The organism is Rothia terrae, assembly GCF_012396615.1.
Classification (GTDB): Bacteria; Actinomycetota; Actinomycetes; order Actinomycetales; family Micrococcaceae; genus Rothia; species Rothia terrae.
Genome location: NZ_JAAXPV010000005.1, coordinates 118,211 through 134,140, shown reverse-complemented (window position 1 = coordinate 134,140; position 15,930 = coordinate 118,211). Strand labels below are relative to the sequence as shown.

Sequence of the window (15,930 nt, the reverse complement as noted above, 5' to 3'; positions counted from 1 at the left end):
AGTGCTGGTGGTCTTCCGCCTGGTTTTGCCCAGGTGATATGAGAGGTGAGGGCTGTCAGTAGCGTGGTGAATTGCTGAGGTGTGAGCCCTGTTGTACGCTGGTGGAGCAACGGTTCTTCCGGTATGGCTTGAGGTTATTTGTAGTGATTTAATCCTCTTATTTTTGCCGCTGGTGGGGCCGTTGTCTAGTTGGTGGGGTGTGGGTGTGTTCCTACTTTTGAATAAGCCTCATTAAGTTTTTAACATGCAAATATTCTTCCCCTACTGCGCTATGTTCGAAATGAAGATAATTCATCTGTTTCTATGACATTTTCACATAGTTAGATTCCAGCCACTCACCGTGAGAGGAAAAGCGTGCTTTCCGAGTCTTCTCGTCCCATTATCGAATCGACTTTGCAAACTATTGCTGAGCGTATCAATGACATCACCGTCATCTTTTATCGGAAGATGTTTGAATACCACCCGGAACTCATGGACGGCATGTTTTCTCGCGCGGATCAAGCTGAAGGCATTCAGCCTCGCGCTCTTGCAGGATCAGTCCCCGTTTTCGCCTCTTACATCCTGGCTAACCCTGATTCGTACCCCGATGAGATGCTGGCGCGAATCGCCCACAAGCACGCATCGTTGGGGGTAACCGCTGACCAGTACGAGATTGTCTACAAGTATCTTTTTGCCGCAATTGCAGAGAACTTGGGAGACGCTTGTACACCAGAAATTGCAGAAGCCTGGACCGAGGTCTACTGGCTCATGGCAGATGTCCTCGTAAAAATCGAAAAGGGTCTCTACGACGGTCAGAAAAACGACGTCATACACTCTAACTTCAAGCTGGTCTCACGCAAAGAAGCTGGCACCAGCGTCCTTGACATGATTTTCGAACCTGCAGATAGTACCGTCATGTCTGATGCCGTTGCTGGGCAGTACGTCACCGTCATCGTGAAAACCGAGGATGGTCTGCGTCAGCCTCGTCAGTATACGCTCCTTCCCAGCGCACAGAACCAGCGTCGTATCGCGGTCAAGCGGAATGAGGACGGCGAAGTTTCACCTATGCTCCACAAACTAGAGGTTGGGGATATCATTGAAATTTCTAACCCCTACGGCGACGTTGTGCTCGGTGGCTATAGCGATCAAGATTCACAGCCTCTTTATCTTTTCTCTGCCGGAATCGGAATCGTTCCCATGGTCGCATTCTTAGCTGAGCTGAAGAAAAATCATTCAAAGCGCAGCGTCGTTGCCGTACACGCAGATAGTTCCTCAGAGGCCTGGCCTTTACGCGAAGAATACTTGAAACTAGTCGCAGAACTAGATGATGCAAAAGCCATCTCTTTTCTCAAAGATGGCGAAGGCGATTTTCAAGGTGAAGTACGCGTCGAGTCTCTAGACATGCCCAGACGCGCTTCTGTCTACATGTGTGGACCACTGAGCTACATGCAAAGCGTACGTTCTGCTCTCGTTCAGCAAGGCATACCGGGAAGGAACATCCAGTATGAAATCTTCGGCCCGGATCAGTGGATACTTCGAGCAACGCGCCGCTCCATGCGAGGCAATAGAGTCTAATCCCATAAAATGCTGTCATTCTAACTTCAGCGACTAACATAAAAAGCCCCTGCTTATTCCCAGGATCTGCTTGTCTATAAAAGATAGGCAGGAGAGGGAAAGCAGGGGCATTGTTTCTTTAAAACAATTACTCAGTAGCTACCGGATAATCTCCGTCTGATTCACTGACGCTTGGCACCTGACCACAAACTTTATTTCCTCGCTCGGAAAACTTGCGCTCAGTGTATGAAGACCGCGTCCTTACTCAGCTACCGGAATAACCTCTGCGCCACCCATATAGGGGCGAAGAGCCTCAGGAATGCGAATGGAGCCGTCCTTCTGCTGGTGGGTTTCCATGATTGCAACCAACCAACGAGTAGTCGCCAGAGTACCGTTCAGAGTTGCAACGGTACGGGTTGCGCCCTTCTTGGTCTTGCCGTTAGCGTCCACGGTATCTGCCATACGCTCACGGATGTTCAGACGACGAGCCTGGTAAGTGGTGCAGTTAGAGGTAGAGGTCAGTTCGCGGTAAGTGCCCTGGGTGGGAACCCATGCCTCACAGTCGAACTTACGCGCAGCTGATGAGCCGAGGTCACCGGCCGCAGTATCAATGACGCGGTAGGACAACTCGCACTTGGCAAGCATCTCCTCCTCCCACGCCAGCATCTTCTGGTGCATTTCTTCTGCCTCTTCAACGGGACAGTACACAAACATTTCAGCCTTGTTGAACTGGTGCACACGAATGATGCCGCGGGTGTCTTTACCCGCTGAGCCAGCTTCGCGACGGTAGCAGGATGACCAGCCAAGATACTTCTTAGCGCCCTTGGAGAAGTCGATGATCTCGTCCGCATGGTAGCCAGCAAGAGCAACCTCAGAGGTACCCACCAGGTAGAGGTCATCGCGCTCAAGACGGTAAATCTCATCATCGTGAGCAACGTTGAAGCCCGTGCCGTTCATAACTTCAGGACGCACGAGGGTGGGGGTGGTCATCATGGTGAAGCCATTAGCGGTTGCCTGGTCGAGCGCCATCCACATCAGAGCCTGCTCAAGGCGAGCGATCTGGCCCTTCAAGAAGTAGAAACGCGCACCAGAAACCTTAGCGCCGCGCTGTATATCGATACCGTCTACAAGCTCACCAATTTCAAGGTGATCGCGGGGCTCAAAACCTTCAGCTTCAAAGTCGCGAGGAGTACCAACGGTCTTTACAGTCTTGAAGTCATCCTCACCACCGGTAGGCACACCGTCGATAATGAGGTTGCCGACGCGGTTGAGCAACTCATCAATGGTTGCCTGCGCTTTCTCGTTAGCAGCCTTAGCCTCACCAACGCGCTTCGCCAGCTCTTTAACCTCGGCAAGAAGCGCCTGCTTCTCATCGCCAGAAGCCTTAGCCACCTTCTTACCGAAAGCGTTCTGCTCAGCACGCAACGACTCATATTCGCCGATCGCACTGCGTCGTGCTGAATCGGCCTCAAGAATCTGATCAATCAGAGACTCGTCAGCAAGACGAGCACGCTGAGAATTACGGAACAGGTCAGGGTTTTCACGAAGAAGGTTAATGTCAATCACGGTGTTAAATTTACCGCACGAACATGAGGTATGCCCAATGTTCAGGCTTATCGCTCGCTTCTTTACACAAGCATCCAAGAAAAGCCCCCTTAGTTTCGGGCGCAACGTGTGCTAGCGTCATTACTTTCACCCAAAAACAACTATGCTTATAGATATGTTTTCACCTTCATTGCCCACCTCGCTCAAAAGCAAAAAAGCTTTGTTCACCGGCGCCGGCGTGGCATTTCTCGGCTTCACCACGCTGAGCGCAATCAGCCTCAAGCAGGTGCTCTACCATCGACCCGATCTCATTCCGATGGCGAGCCTTCTCTACACGCCGCTACAACCCACCGAACCCAAGCAGGTGGGCGTGGTCTACAACCCCTCCAAGACGCGTGCGCAGCCCGCGTTGCACCTCATCTTCCGGGCGCTCTCCGAGGCAGGCTGGCCCCCGGCAAACCTCTACGAAACCACCATTGAAGACCCAGGCGTCTCCATGGCCGAACAGGCAGTTGAAGAAGGCGCCGAACTCGTCCTCGTTGTTGGCGGCGACGGCACCGTCAGCGCCGTGGCAGCGGCAATGCGCGAAACCGAAATACCCATGGGAATCGTGCCCATGGGCACCGGCAACCTGCTCGCACGCAACCTCGGTTACAACGTGCACGACATCAGCGCCTGCGTCAACACCGCCCTGTTCGGCAAGGAACGCCTGGTCGACACAGTGCGCCTGAACACCGACTTCGTGGACGGTAGCCACGACCAACGCGACTTCCTCGTCATGGGCGGCGCCGGATTCGACGCACTCATCATGACCGACACCAACCCGCGCCTGAAATCCAGCCTCGGCGGTCTCGCGTACTTCATCGCCGCGTCCAAGCACCTTGTGGCACGACGCCGACGCGTACGCATCTCCATCGACGGCGGCAAGGAATTCACCCGAAAGATGCGTGGCGTGCTGATCGCTAACTGCGGCGAAATTCAAGGCGGCATCAACCTGGCGTCAACCACCACCGCGTCCGACGGCCAACTCGAGGTCATTGTGCTGACTCCGCGTAGCCTGTGGGGCTGGCTGATGCTGGCGGGGCGCATCGCTACCCGCAACTACGGTGGCCGCACGCCCGTCATCGACCACATGCTCGGTGCAGAAGTCTCAGTGGACTTCCTCAAGCACCCGCAACCCGTCGAGGTTGACGGCGACATTCTCGGCGAGGCACAGCGCGTGCACGCCGTCGTGCACCCCTCGGTGCTACGCGTGAACGTGTACGGGCGGGACTAGGTTCTTGGGATGAAATCACCGTTTTGGGTGCGAGATGGCACCTAAAACGGTGATTTCGTCCCAATAAGTTCTATACCTTAGGACGCCTGCCGCACCTTGACGCCGCTTTTCATGAGTTCTTGCCGCAGCGTCCACGGGGTTTTCGTGATTTCGCCCCACCGAACACGAATAATCTTCCAACCATCGCGCTCTAATTCGCGCTGACGACGATGCTCGGCTCGGATAACGTCCTCTGGCTTACCGTATTTACCGGAGTACTTCACCTCTCCATCGACCTCAAGGATTAGGCGCAGGTGTTCCCATATAAAATCCGGTCGATAGCGTGCACCCGCAGAGGTGAGAACCTCACCCTGTTCAATGGGCATCTCCAGGTTCCAGTCATAGAGCAAGACTCGCACTAATGTTTCAGCCACCGACCCAGCGTGTGCGCTCATACGCTCAACCACCCTGCCAGCCCGTAAAGCACCCGGTCCACGTAGCCCCAAAATCGAGCTCTGAACCGCTGCCCTATCGACCAGTCCCCGATGTAAAAACTGATCAGCAACACATACAGCGTCCTTGTGAGGCAAAGACTTAGCGCAATCTATAAGAGTATCTAGAGGCGATGTCACCCGCGCGTCTTCGATCCACCAGGTACGCTCCAAAACGTCAGAAGAACACCCGTGAACCCGAAGGTTCTCTCGGCTTTTTATGCCATACGTCGCACTAGAAATATGTACCTTATCAGGAAGATTCAAGAGCGAAATATCGTACATCATCGCCGCCGACTCGTGGCTTAAAACAGAACGGGGATGGCTTTTCGCTACCGCTACATGATGCGCATAGCAACGCTGAAAAGTACTGAACTCATTCCATATCGCAGCATCCACGTACACGCCGTGCCGGAGTTTAATAAGGCGTCCCCGCCCTACACGACGGTAAATAGTGCTTGCGCTGATTCCCAGCTGACTGAGTTCAGCTGTTGTTTTGATGTGGTCCCCTGTTTTCATGCTGACAGTCTGCACTATTTCCCGGAATCGGGCATGAGGTTACGAAAAAAGCTGTGGATAACTCGGTGTTATGGGACGAAATCACCGTTTTGGGTGCGAAATGACACCTAAAACGGTGATTTCATCCCAGAGATGCCCTCGAAAGATTAAATCCCGTGGCGCAGGTGCTCCGGGCGTCCCTCCGGGAACAGGGATTCCACCCAGTCGCGGGCGGCGTCGAACGCGGGATCCTGGTGGATGTCCTCGGTGACGGTGTTGCGCAGGTCGGCACGCGGGTACGAGCCGATGAACTTGATGCCGGGCGAGACTCGGTGCAGTCCGCGCAGAGCATCGCGCACACGGGCGTCATAAATGTGACCGTCAACGTCAATGGAAAAGAAATACGCGCCTAAGAATTCACCGGTTGGACGCGACTCAATGCGCGAGAGGTTGATGCCGCGGGTTGAGAACTGCTCCAGCAGATCAAGGAGCGCACCGGGACGGTCTTCGGGTAGCGGCACCACGAGGGTGGTTTTATCGGCACCGGTGGGCGCAGGAATTTCGTGGTTACGAGCCACCAGCACAAAGCGCGTGACGGCGTGCTTGTTGTCGCCAATGTTGGATGCGAGCACCTCCAACTGCGGGTTCTGCTCGGCGACAATGGGTGAGCAAATAGCGGCTTCGTAGCCGGGGTTTTCGCTGGTGAGAAGTCCTAGCGCGGCGGCAGCTGTGGATGAGCCCGGCAGGTAGTGCGCGTGAGGTACGGTCTGTTCGGCCCATTTGCGTACCTGCGCCCACGCGTGCGTGTGGGTGGAGATGGTTTGCACGTCATCGAGAGTGGTGCCCGGCGCTGCCACTAGCACGAACGAAATCGGCACAAGCACCTCGGCAATGATGCGCGCGTCCTGAGCTGAAGCAATCGCATCCAGCGTTGCTGTTACGCCGCCTTCAACGGAGTTTTCGATGGGAACCATTGCGGCGTCGACCTCGCCACCGAGCACTTTTTCAAGGGCTGCGGGAACAGATGTTGACGGGGTTCGGGTGGATTCCGCCGCTTTGTCGACGCTCAGTAGAGCTTGTTCGGTGAAGGTTCCGGACGGTCCGAGAAAGGTGTAATGCATACCTTTTAGTGTATGGCGGCAGGTGTTGATGCGACGAAGCGAGGGTTCACGTTCTGAAACCTGCGGCGGCGAGTGGGCAGGATGCGAGCGCCTCGTTATCGGGCTTCTATTGGGGGTGGTGCGATGCCGGTTGAGCGCTGGCACTGCCCCTATATGACACGGTATTACAAAGGTTTTTCGAAAAAGTCCGCCCTGCGCAGGGGTGTGACTAGCGCAAATGGGAGTGTCCCCCAAAGTTATCCACAGGTTTGACGGTTAGAGCAAAAACAACCTCTCAAGGTGAGGTATCTTACTGTCAAATATGCGAACCACACGCACATCACTGACAACACCGCTCGAACCACGAGCTGAACAAAGGGGATTCCTTATGCGCTCATCTCTGCCCTCACGCCTGATTGCCACCGGTTTCATCGCGGCTCTACTGCTGACCGGATGCTCCGCCAAGGACTCGAACAACGCTGAGGCCCAGCCCTCTGAAACTTCGAGCAGTGCCGCTGCGTCAGCGGATGCGTCGAAGGATGCGACTGCCAGCAGCACGTCAGCTAGCTCAGAAGACTCTGGCTCCGCAGAGGCAAGTAGCTCAGCCACTGCCCTGCCCACGCTAGCTAACGGGCAAGAAGTGACGCTCACCGACGCTGAGCGCACAGACTTCAACGCCGGCAAGTACGTGCCAGCCACAGCCCAGCACCCCGCGCTGAACGTGCCCGAACCCGTCATGCCCGAGGTCGCCAAGGAACAGACCTTCGAAGGGGCGAAAGCATTCTTGGAGTACTGGGTGGATTCCGCAAATTACGCCACGCAAACAGGTAAAACAGCTTCAGTAACTGAAGCTTTAACTGGTTCTGACATGGAAGAAGAAAGAAGAATTTACGAAGGGTACCGCGAAGCTTACCAAGAAGGCGCTTGGTCTGTGGGAAGTAAAAGAGATATCGAGATTCAAGACGGAGATTTTCAAGCGGTTTCCAATAATCTCTACGATTTGATTGTTGTACACACGAGGACTTCTGGAGAAATATACGAAGGAGACGGCACCAAATCGGAAGATATTGAGTCTTTCAATACAGCTAGAAATCCTCAGCTCTTGACTCTGAAATGGGAAAACGGTCAGTGGAAGATGAAGCTAATTAGCGGCATTGAAGGCGTGACTTACGGTGAGTAAAAAGATAACTCTCCTTTTAGTTGCTTTTCTTATGGGCATCTCTATGCTTACCCCAGCTGCGGCTAGAGAGAGCATCAAAGAAGATTATGCTTCCGCTAAAGGTAATCAGATTAATGTCCGTGGGGGCACGGCAACATCTGATATGCAACAGGGTCTTGTTCAACAACAGATTGCAAGATCTGATGCCGGTGCCACCGCGTCTGAACCGGATCCCTACCAGTACGCCTTCAGTGAGACTTGCCAGCAGCAGTCCGCAAACTGCAACCTGAAGAAGTGTGAGAAGGGCGGGAACGAGGGCGTCCTACTTAACCTTTTGTATGCGGATGCTGATGCCGATGTGAAAGGCGCGGGCGAGCATATTGATTACAACAATGCCAAGGAGATGAAGGGGTGGAGTCGCGGTGGCACCTTCTGCTCCGCGATTCTGGATGGTGCGGGTGAGGATGGCCCTGCCGAGCAGCTCACGGTTGTCTTTACGGCGGATGATTTCAATAAGTTGGACGTCCTGCCTTCAACACTGAACGGTCCGGTGAACGGTCACACGCTGAAGAATTACAACACGAACCTGTGGGCGGTTCCGCAGGAGCAGCGTTTTACTACGCAGATTAACGGTCGCAACGTTGATGTTATTGCTACGCCGTCGCGCTTCGCGTTCACGTACGGCGACGGTCAGACGTTGGACAGCACCAACCCGGGGTATGCCCTGGGCGAGGATCAATGGGACGTTCCTACCCCCACCACCCACGTGTACACGCAGACCGGTGACTATCAGGCATCCGTAACCACTGTTTACACCGGACGTTATTCGGTGGAGGGCGGCCCGTGGCTGCCGGTGAACGGCGTTAATGAGGTCGCGTCCGCACCGCAAACTATTCAGGTGTGGCGCACCGAAGCAGGGCTGGTGGACGCTAACTGCTCGGCCCAGCAGGACGCGTGGGGTTGCGCAGGCTGGGATGGCAAGTAGCGGACCTACCCACCAATCACTCATATAGGTCGGGTTACCAACCGTGAGAGGGGCTGACGCCGCCGGGTGCGGCTGTTAACCGTGAGAGGGGAGGGATGGACCGTTTTTCAGGTGAAAAATGGTCCATCCCTCCCCTCTCACATACATCAAAAGTTTCACATAGAAACATCGCGCGAGCGGGCCGGTCGATCAGCTTTCTGTGGTGGCATTTTTATTTCCTCACTCGCTCGGAAAATGCCACCACAGCCCCTCTCACATACATCAAAAGTTTCACACAAACACACCGCGTGAGCAGGCCAGTTCGGTGTATCTTCTAGCCGCGGCTCTTTGTACGCTCGCTCACTCGCATCCGCCGCGGCTAGCCTCCTCACCTCTTTGGTAAACTGAGATAAGAACCAATCTCAGGAGGATAATGATGTCCGCCGGACCGACCCCGCGCGTCCCTGATCGCGCCAAAGAAAGAGAACCGCACGCCTACATCGCCTCGGGCGCGCAGACGTGGGCCGAAGCTGCGCAAGAGTATTGGTTATTCCCTCTCATCATGATGATTATGATGATGGATAATGCCTCGCCGCTGCTATCGCTTCTCGTTCTTATGGCCGCATTGCCCAATTATTCTTTCTCAGCAAAGTGCGCAAACCCAAGCCCAGCACCCGTAGCGTTATAGATAAGCGAACTCAACCCGTGAGGACTGTGTTGTGCTATGTCGTCCTCTCCGCGGTCACGGCCTTTTTTCTCATCTGTACTTTCCAGCAGATTAAAGTCCCCCCTGGAACAGCGGCGCTTATCGGGGTGGCATCATTCGCTATTCTCACTCTCAACGCTAAATTCAATGTGCCGTCAGTGCATATCGAGGACGCGGCGCTCCCCCGCATGGAGGCACGATGAGACCCGCCAATGCTTCTGCAGAACACAATCTCACGCCGCGCCGTCAGCACGAGTATCTCGTCACCGGTGCGCCTACATGGTTGGATGCGGCGCTCATGACCGTGCACATTCCCGCGCTGATGTTCATGGTGATTCCCAAACATGGCGCGCACTTTCTAATGTTCGTTGTTTTCTTGGTGGGCTTTGCAGTGCAGTGGTGGTGGTCGGTAAAACGCGGCCAGTTCATCCTCTTTGGGTATTCGCGTTTTACAGACAGGCGCAATAATCCCAAGCGCTACATTCTCTCGAGCGCCGTCAATATTGCCGTGGTCATTCCGGTGGTTGTGCTACTCATCCGGCACCAAGCAATCGAAACGATCCAGGCGTTAGTGCTTGCTCTGTCGATTTACGTCGTGCTCGTTCTGAACGCTAAGTTCAATACCCCGTGGATTGTGCGCGAGGACGCCTCGGCAGAGGCTAGATAGCTGCAGGCTTTGCCGCCACTGTGCTGATGGGGGCCTTTTAAACCCTGATAAATAAACCTCAAACTACACGTGAAAGGAGTCCTGTAAACATGGCAGAGATGCGTAATCACCCGCGCTATGTTGAAACGACCAAGAACGAGATTGTGGAGTGCAGACAGGGCGCGCCGTGGGATGTCGCCACGGGGATGGGGCTGGTTTTTGCATCCTTCCCCCTTGCTCATTTTTTGAACTGGTGGTGGCTCACCCTTATCGTGCTTGGCGCTATGCTCCTCTACGCTTTCTTCCACCACAGGAATAATTTTTCAGTAGGCGGCACCTCGTATTCGTCCTTTAAACCGCTCGACATGACCTTCGTCGGCTTGTTCATTGTGGGGATGCTGGCATCCTTCACTGAACCGCGTCACCTATGGTCGGCTGTGCTTGCCGCACTCTTATTTTTTGTAATTACATTCTTTATCGTGCTCAAGGCAATGCCCTGGTTCTATCCTGTTCCACAGCAAGAGCAAGACCGCATCCGCGCCGAGAAGCCCAAGGACGCGGTGCTCTGGTAGCAAGCTACCGTTAGTATTTTCTCCACAGCCGTTAAAATAAAAGAAGTTTTATATTAACTCTTTGGCTTGGAGGCACCATGCGCGGTCTTGCGCCCCACGACGCTTCTTCATCTCGCGCATCTGCACAAGCACCGGCGGCTCACGGATCAGTAAACTCCAAAGGTCTTGCGGCGGGAAAGCTCGGGCTGGCATCACCAACCGTTATCGGGCTCGGCAATGCCTCTATTGCCGATGACGTTTTCTTTGCCCTCAAGGATGCGACACTCGGCTCTCTAGGCTGGGTTTTAGTGCTTGCCGTATCGGTTTCAGCGCTGGCAACCTGCCAAACCACTATCTTGCCCACCGCGCGCGGCATCTTTGCTATGGGGGTTTACAAGGCAGTGCCCGAGCGTTTTGCGCGCACGAATCCGACTTTTCATGTTCCCGAACCCGCCACCTGGACTATGGGCATCGCCGTGAAGGTCCCCGAAACCGAAGAATGCCGGGTGCGTTAGCCGTGCCGCGTCCCCGCGCGCCCTTGCAAAAGGTGACCACGTTTACTTCATAGTGACCACGAAACCGTCAAAAACAGGCCTTTTTGAGGCGGTTTTTGACGGTTTCGTGGTCACAGTGATGTTTCTGTGGTCACCTCGGGAGCAGTTTAGCCCGTGCCGGACTATCCCCAGTGTGAAATCAGGTTAGGACGCGAGCTCCGGGTAAGCCGCTGCCACACCGGGGTGCGTGATCTTACCGGCATCGGTATTCAAGCCCTTCGCCAGATCATCGTGAGTAGCCAGTGCCTCATCAATACCGGCAGCCAGCTTGAGAACGTACGCGAGCGTCGCATCCGTCAGCGCAATGGTTGAGGTGCGCGGCACGGCACCGGGCATGTTCGCAACACAGTAGTGGCGGATGCCGTCTACCTCGTAGATCGGGTCATCATAGGTGGTCGGATGCGAGGTTTCAAAACAACCGCCCTGATCAATCGCCACGTCAATCAGCAGGGTATCGGGCTTCATCTTTGACAGGTGCTCGCGACGCACTAGCTTGGGCGCCTTAGCGCCGGGAACCAGCACAGAGCCAATAACAACATCGGCATCCAGAATTTCGCGTTCAACATTCGCCGGGGTGCTGGTGAGTACGCGCGCGGTTGAGCCGAACTGTGTGGAGAGCTCGCGAACGCGCGGGCCGTAGCCTTCAAGAATAGTGACTTCAGCACCGAGTCCCACTGACAGCAGTGCCGCCTGGGTGCCGACGTTGCCGCCACCGAGCACAACGACGCGTGCCGGTGCAACACCTGGCACGCCGCCCAGAAGCATGCCGGGGCCACCCTGGCTATTGAGCAGGTACTGGGCGGATGCTTGCGCCGCCAGGCGTCCTGCAACTTCTGACATGGGCAGAAGAAGGGGAAGGGCGCGTCCCACAGCTACTGTTTCATAGGCAATGGAGCGGGTTTTCGCGTCCAGCAGTGCCTTGATGAGCTTTTCTTCGGCTGCCAGGTGTAGGTAGGTGAAGAGGGTGAGGTCTTCGCGAAAGTATTTGTATTCCGATTCGATAGGTTCTTTAACCTTGACCAGCAGCTCGGCCTTTTCCCAGGCCTCATCAGCGGATACCAGTTGCGCGCCGGCGTCCTGATACTGCTCATTGGTAAAGCCGGCACCGTTGCCAGCGTCCTTTTCGATAAAGACTTCGTGCTCTGCTTCGATGAGAGCTTTTACACCGTCGGGGGTTGCGCCTACGCGCTGTTCGCCGGGCTTAATTTCACGGGGAATACTGATGCGCATTGCACCGTTCCTTTCCTATCGCCATTGATGGAGGTTCCTCGTACACTCTACTCCTTGGCGGGCAGAGTGGACGAATGCATAAGAAACGTGCGATTGCGGGCCCAGCGTACAGAAGAACAAGGCTTTTGCGCGGGCGGCAATTATCTTTCGCGAGCGCAAACTTATGGGTGCGTGCCACGAGTAAATGCCTTAGTCAGAGGCACTATTGGCCGTTCTAAAGATACAATGGATAGACACAACACAAATAGGTGATTTTGTGCAGATGCCATTGACGAGCTCCATTAAGCGCACCCCTGAGGGGCGGGAGTATCATCTGGTCACAGGCATGCCCTGGGTTGGCAGGGTGCTTTTGACCCTCCCTGTTATTGCCATTATGCTTGCTCCACCTATCCCTCAGCCGTGGGCGTTTCTTACAACGATGCTGTTTACAGGTTTGGTGATTTACGGGCAAAACAAAAATCAGCTCAACAACCAGCCCGATCATGAAATGGTGAAGCACTGGGCGATGTGGTCGTATTTCGCGTTGTTGATTATCTCCTTGGTGACTTTCCTGGCTGTGGAGGGATTTGTGGATCTTCTTCTGGCAACGCTTGCCCTGGTGGCGCTTTCATTCTTCATCACATCCCGCATCCCCTGGCGAGTACCCGTGAGCACGGTTGGTTAGCCGTCAATATGCGCAAAAGGCGGGCCACCGCGTATGCGATGACCCGCCTTTCTCGGCTCAACTTTCCTCAGGAGGAAAGCGAAGTCGTATTACTGCTTGTCAACCAAGTTGATGGAGGTGACGTTGAACTTGGAGTTCGCGGTACCTTCAACGGTGTAGGTGCAGCTACCGAAGTTGCCGCTCACAGTCACAGGATATGAAATCTTAGTGACATGATCCTTATCGGTTGCACCGCCGAGTGATTTAGCTGATGAGTTGTCCAGGCGGAAGCTGGGCGCAAACGCTGCACCCCCGCCGGGGAACACACCGCTAATTGAGCCACCAGCTACAACGGGAGCAGTGTAAGTCTGCCCGTTGAGCAGGGTGACCTCAGCGGGACCTGCAGTCAAGGTCGCCTGAGTTTCAGCAGGAAGGTTACCGCCATCCCAGTAAGCGCCGAAGGTAATCTGCTTATCAAGCAGCTTACCGCCAACCTCGGTGTGCGAGGGTGCGCTCAGTGAGAAGTCTTCAGCACTGGGGCATGACAGGCCGGTGGCTGCCGCGGGAGCCTCTGGTGCCACGGCGTCGGCAGCGGTTGCTGCGGGGACGCCGGTGAACAGGAGTGCACCTACTGCAGTTGCGGTTGCAAGCTTAGTCTGAATACGCATGATATTTCCTTTCCGTCGCAAACATAAGCGAACTGAGCAACGAAGTTAATCAGTTTGCTTGATAATTACAACATTGAGGATATTTCACCCAGTCAGACCGAAGTGTCGAATTTTAAACAAAATCAGACAACCTATAAAAGTTGTTTACGCGCAGTGGGATCAGAGTCATCGAGGAACTTCTCAATGCGCTCCGCCTCATCGGCCTCACCAATTTCATCCGCTGCCTTGCCCAGCAAGTACAGTGCCTTCAAGAAGCCGCGATTAGGCTCGTGATCAAACGGAATAGGTCCGTGGCCCTTCCAACCATTGCCGCGCAGGGCGTCCAACCCGCGGTGGTAACCCACCCGCGCAAACGCGTACCCTTCAATCAAGCGTCCTTCAGCCAGCGTCTGCTCAGCCAAAGTTGCCCACGCCAACGAAGACTTGGGGAACTTCTGCGCCACCTCAGCAGCGGATGCGTCAGAGGCAAGAGCAGTTTTTACCTCGGCTTCTTCGGGCAGGTAGGTGGGCGCGGGGCCGTCCAACAGGTTTTTACCGGCAAGTGACATGGCTAATGCTCCTTTTAGTCGTTGTTAGAACTCACCTTCAGACTACTCGGAGGGCACCACCAAGCGAAACTCCACCCCCAATGACAACCACGCCAGAACCCTTCAAAACACGACCCCAAAGTGTCGAGTTTTGAAAGGTTCTGGCGTGGTTACGGCACCTAGGACGCAGGCACAGCAACAAATACACGGGCATGCAAAAGGGCGCTCCCCAATAATTAGGAGAACGCTCTTTTACAGAGATCTAAAGCAAATTAAGTGCTTATCTGAGGAGCGGTTACGCCGCCTGTCCTCTTCTCGCCGCTTCGCTGTGCTCGAAGCAAGCAAAGCACTCTTGCGAGCCCCGTAGGGGCTCCCGTGCTTTACTTGCCGAGTGAGGTACCGGTTGAACCGAGCTGAGCTGCAGCCTCAACAACGCGTGCAGCCATACCCTTTTCAGCAGCAGCACCCCATACGCGAGGATCGTAGGTCTTCTTATTACCAACTTCGCCGTCAACCTTGAGCACACCGTCGTAGTTGCGCATCATGTGATCTGCAACGGGGCGGGTGTATGCGTACTGAGTGTCGGTATCAATGTTCATCTTGATAACACCGTATGAAACAGCGTCAGCAATTTCCTTATCGGTTGAACCTGAACCACCGTGGAAGACGAGGTCGAAGGGCTTATCCTTGCCGTACTTCTGACCAATAGCGTCCTGAATTTCCTTCAGGAGCTCAGGGCGCAGGTGAACGTTACCGGGCTTGTAAACACCGTGAACGTTACCGAAGGTCAGTGCAGCCATGTAACGGCCGTTTTCACCGAGGCCCAGTGAGTCAACGGTCAGCTGAGCGTCTGCAATGGTGGTGTACAGTGAGTCGTCAATTGCGCCCTCAACACCGTCTTCTTCGCCACCAACAGCACCGATCTCAACCTCGAGAACGATCTTTGCCTTGTTGGTACGAGCAAGAATGTCTTCAGCGATCTTCAGGTTTTCGTTCAGTGCGATTGCTGAACCGTCCCACATATGTGAGTTGAAGATGGGGTCTTCGCCGCGTGCAACAGCCTTTTCTGACTCTGCGAGCAGGGGAAGCAGGTATTCATCCAGCTTGTCCTGGGGGCAGTGGTCGGTGTGCAGTGCGATGTTAACGTCGTACTGCTCAGCAACAACGCGTGCATATGCTGCCATTGCAAGAGCACCGGTTACCATGTGCTTCTTGGATGAACCTGACCAGTATGCTGCGCCACCGGTTGAAGCCTGGATGATGCCGTCTGAGCCAGCTTCTGCGAAGCCCTGGATTGCAGCGTTCAGGGTCTGTGATGAGGTGACGTTAACTGCGGGGTACGCGAAGCCCTTGTTCTTCGCGTTGTCGAGCATTTCTGCGTAGACTTCCGGGGTTGCAATAGGCATGCTGACTCCTTGAATTGGATTTTTCGCCCGCCCTTGGTGGCGGGTCTGTGTAGTTGAGGACGCCTGCGCTTACCTGTCGTGGCGGGCGCGTGCGTCGTGCCTGTTTACAAGTCTACCAATGTTAGGGGTAAACCCAAGGGGTTTTTCTCAAAAAAATCGCACATAAACCCACTTAATAACAGGTGTATAACAGGTTATTTGCACCTAAACTCACACTTTTGATGCTTTTAACGATTCTCAGCGTGGTAAGTGTTGCGGTTGAGGGATGTTTGACCAAGAGAGCCGCTGCCACCTCTTACCTAAAGACCGCGAACTGGATGCACAACAAGCATAGGCTAGATAGGGGACAAAGCACAGAATTGGTTACAATCGCGTGCTACTCTAAACGTTGCCTGTGCACCATCGGGGTTTGATCCGAAAAAGCAGGCAACACATCCCCCACTTATACATGAAA

At 54.6% G+C, this 15,930-nt stretch carries 16 protein-coding genes; 9 read left to right on the top strand and 7 right to left on the bottom strand.

The annotated features are described in order from the left end of the window. Positions 1 to 354 precede the first annotated feature (354 nt). Positions 355 to 1,554, top strand: coding sequence for a globin domain-containing protein (locus HF984_RS04415; protein WP_168614467.1), 1,200 nt, complete (start codon positions 355 to 357; stop codon positions 1,552 to 1,554). A gap of 240 nt (positions 1,555 to 1,794) precedes the next feature. Here the strand turns inward: HF984_RS04415 and serS are convergent, their stop codons facing one another. After that, on the bottom strand, positions 1,795 to 3,099 hold the full coding sequence (gene serS, locus HF984_RS04410; protein WP_168614466.1) for a serine--tRNA ligase: 1,305 nt from the start codon (positions 3,097 to 3,099) through the stop codon (positions 1,795 to 1,797). A gap of 154 nt (positions 3,100 to 3,253) precedes the next feature. Here serS and HF984_RS04405 point away from each other — a divergent pair, with 154 nt between their 5' ends. After that, the gene (locus tag HF984_RS04405; RefSeq protein WP_168614465.1) at positions 3,254 to 4,354 is read left to right on the top strand and encodes a diacylglycerol/lipid kinase family protein; all 1,101 of its coding nucleotides are present in this window, start codon (positions 3,254 to 3,256) and stop codon (positions 4,352 to 4,354) included. Positions 4,355 to 4,431: 77 nt separating this feature from the next. On the opposite strand, the gene HF984_RS04400 is transcribed toward HF984_RS04405, so the two are convergent. Further along, the gene (locus HF984_RS04400; RefSeq protein WP_168614464.1) at positions 4,432 to 5,343 is read right to left on the bottom strand and encodes a type IV toxin-antitoxin system AbiEi family antitoxin domain-containing protein; all 912 of its coding nucleotides are present in this window, start codon (positions 5,341 to 5,343) and stop codon (positions 4,432 to 4,434) included. 146 nt (positions 5,344 to 5,489) lie between these two features. Next, a complete protein-coding gene (gene pheA / locus HF984_RS04395; RefSeq protein ID WP_168614463.1) occupies positions 5,490 to 6,443 on the bottom strand; it encodes a prephenate dehydratase in 954 nt (317 codons plus the stop codon). 367 nt (positions 6,444 to 6,810) lie between these two features. Between pheA and HF984_RS04390 the strand changes: the two genes are divergently transcribed. The 6 genes from HF984_RS04390 (at position 6,811) to HF984_RS04365 (ending at position 10,963) form a co-directional block, all read left to right on the top strand. Continuing rightward, on the top strand, positions 6,811 to 7,602 hold the full coding sequence (locus HF984_RS04390; protein WP_168614462.1) for a DUF6318 family protein: 792 nt from the start codon (positions 6,811 to 6,813) through the stop codon (positions 7,600 to 7,602). A 43-nt stretch (positions 7,603 to 7,645) separates the two neighbouring features. Then, positions 7,646 to 8,566, top strand: a complete 921-nt coding sequence (locus HF984_RS04385; RefSeq protein WP_168614461.1) for a hypothetical protein — start codon at positions 7,646 to 7,648, stop codon at positions 8,564 to 8,566. Between the two features lie 412 nt (positions 8,567 to 8,978). Beyond that, positions 8,979 to 9,233 carry a hypothetical protein gene (locus tag HF984_RS04380; protein ID WP_168614460.1) on the top strand — a complete coding sequence of 85 codons (255 nt, stop codon included), beginning with the start codon at positions 8,979 to 8,981 and terminating at the stop codon, positions 9,231 to 9,233. A gap of 217 nt (positions 9,234 to 9,450) precedes the next feature. Further along, positions 9,451 to 9,918 carry a hypothetical protein gene (locus HF984_RS04375; protein WP_168614459.1) on the top strand — a complete coding sequence of 156 codons (468 nt, stop codon included), beginning with the start codon at positions 9,451 to 9,453 and terminating at the stop codon, positions 9,916 to 9,918. Positions 9,919 to 10,007: 89 nt separating this feature from the next. Continuing rightward, complete coding sequence (locus HF984_RS04370) at positions 10,008 to 10,469, top strand: G protein-coupled receptor family protein (RefSeq protein ID WP_168614458.1); 462 nt, start codon at positions 10,008 to 10,010, stop codon at positions 10,467 to 10,469. Positions 10,470 to 10,546: 77 nt separating this feature from the next. Beyond that, positions 10,547 to 10,963, top strand: a complete 417-nt coding sequence (locus tag HF984_RS04365) for an APC family permease (RefSeq protein ID WP_168614457.1) — start codon at positions 10,547 to 10,549, stop codon at positions 10,961 to 10,963. 183 nt (positions 10,964 to 11,146) lie between these two features. On the opposite strand, the gene ald is transcribed toward HF984_RS04365, so the two are convergent. Continuing rightward, positions 11,147 to 12,232: an alanine dehydrogenase gene (gene ald, locus HF984_RS04360; protein WP_168614456.1), complete on the bottom strand. Its 1,086-nt coding sequence runs from the start codon at positions 12,230 to 12,232 to the stop codon at positions 11,147 to 11,149. A 262-nt stretch (positions 12,233 to 12,494) separates the two neighbouring features. Here ald and HF984_RS04355 point away from each other — a divergent pair, with 262 nt between their 5' ends. Further along, positions 12,495 to 12,896 carry a hypothetical protein gene (locus tag HF984_RS04355; protein WP_168614455.1) on the top strand — a complete coding sequence of 134 codons (402 nt, stop codon included), beginning with the start codon at positions 12,495 to 12,497 and terminating at the stop codon, positions 12,894 to 12,896. A gap of 89 nt (positions 12,897 to 12,985) precedes the next feature. Here the strand turns inward: HF984_RS04355 and HF984_RS04350 are convergent, their stop codons facing one another. From HF984_RS04350 to fbaA, 3 genes are all read right to left on the bottom strand, one after another. Beyond that, positions 12,986 to 13,543, bottom strand: a complete 558-nt coding sequence (locus tag HF984_RS04350) for a hypothetical protein (protein ID WP_168614454.1) — start codon at positions 13,541 to 13,543, stop codon at positions 12,986 to 12,988. A gap of 131 nt (positions 13,544 to 13,674) precedes the next feature. Then, the gene (locus HF984_RS04345) at positions 13,675 to 14,091 is read right to left on the bottom strand and encodes a DUF3151 domain-containing protein (protein ID WP_168614453.1); all 417 of its coding nucleotides are present in this window, start codon (positions 14,089 to 14,091) and stop codon (positions 13,675 to 13,677) included. Between the two features lie 359 nt (positions 14,092 to 14,450). Continuing rightward, on the bottom strand, positions 14,451 to 15,476 hold the full coding sequence (gene fbaA / locus HF984_RS04340) for a class II fructose-bisphosphate aldolase (protein ID WP_168614452.1): 1,026 nt from the start codon (positions 15,474 to 15,476) through the stop codon (positions 14,451 to 14,453). Between the last annotated feature and the right edge of the window lie 454 nt (positions 15,477 to 15,930).

Coding starts and splice junctions, on each gene's coding strand:
- HF984_RS04405 (WP_168614465.1), top strand. CDS start 3,254: ATGTTTTCACCTTCATTGCCCACCTCGCTCAAAAGCAAAAAAGCTTTG.
- HF984_RS04400 (WP_168614464.1), bottom strand. CDS start 5,343: ATGAAAACAGGGGACCACATCAAAACAACAGCTGAACTCAGTCAGCTG.
- pheA (WP_168614463.1), bottom strand. CDS start 6,443: ATGCATTACACCTTTCTCGGACCGTCCGGAACCTTCACCGAACAAGCT.
- HF984_RS04390 (WP_168614462.1), top strand. CDS start 6,811: ATGCGCTCATCTCTGCCCTCACGCCTGATTGCCACCGGTTTCATCGCG.
- HF984_RS04385 (WP_168614461.1), top strand. CDS start 7,646: ATGCTTACCCCAGCTGCGGCTAGAGAGAGCATCAAAGAAGATTATGCT.
- HF984_RS04380 (WP_168614460.1), top strand. CDS start 8,979: ATGATGTCCGCCGGACCGACCCCGCGCGTCCCTGATCGCGCCAAAGAA.
- HF984_RS04375 (WP_168614459.1), top strand. CDS start 9,451: ATGAGACCCGCCAATGCTTCTGCAGAACACAATCTCACGCCGCGCCGT.
- HF984_RS04370 (WP_168614458.1), top strand. CDS start 10,008: ATGGCAGAGATGCGTAATCACCCGCGCTATGTTGAAACGACCAAGAAC.
- HF984_RS04365 (WP_168614457.1), top strand. CDS start 10,547: ATGCGCGGTCTTGCGCCCCACGACGCTTCTTCATCTCGCGCATCTGCA.
- ald (WP_168614456.1), bottom strand. CDS start 12,232: ATGCGCATCAGTATTCCCCGTGAAATTAAGCCCGGCGAACAGCGCGTA.
- HF984_RS04355 (WP_168614455.1), top strand. CDS start 12,495: ATGCCATTGACGAGCTCCATTAAGCGCACCCCTGAGGGGCGGGAGTAT.
- HF984_RS04350 (WP_168614454.1), bottom strand. CDS start 13,543: ATGCGTATTCAGACTAAGCTTGCAACCGCAACTGCAGTAGGTGCACTC.
- HF984_RS04345 (WP_168614453.1), bottom strand. CDS start 14,091: ATGTCACTTGCCGGTAAAAACCTGTTGGACGGCCCCGCGCCCACCTAC.
- fbaA (WP_168614452.1), bottom strand. CDS start 15,476: ATGCCTATTGCAACCCCGGAAGTCTACGCAGAAATGCTCGACAACGCG.